Here is a 256-nt window from a genome sequence, read left to right on the forward strand (position 1 = left end):
GGGAATACATTTCAGGACAGGGTGCCAACTATGTGATTCCACCCCAAGGCAATCTCGTTAAGCCCTGGAACGTTGATTGGTGCCTGTATAAGGAACGGCATTTGATTGAATGTTTCTTTCAGAAAATCAAATGGTTTCGTAGAGTTGCCACCAGATATGATAAGCTAGATGCCTCGTTCTTAGCTTTTGTGTATCTTGCATCTGTGGCTATTTTGGTGATGTAGCACATTAATTCTGATTTTTCAAACAGGACCTA

Annotated in this window: 1 pseudogene; it reads left to right on the plus strand. The window is 41.4% G+C overall.

Annotation, left to right across the window (positions count from 1 at the left end):
• Positions 1-224 (plus strand): annotated as a pseudogene (locus tag H6B51_RS17465) (IS5-like element ISLpl3 family transposase); the annotation flags it as partial.
• Positions 225-256: the final 32 nt, after the last annotated feature.

It is taken from the genome of Pseudoflavonifractor phocaeensis (assembly GCF_016901955.1).
Taxonomy (GTDB): domain Bacteria; phylum Bacillota; class Clostridia; order Oscillospirales; family Oscillospiraceae; genus Flavonifractor; species Flavonifractor phocaeensis_A.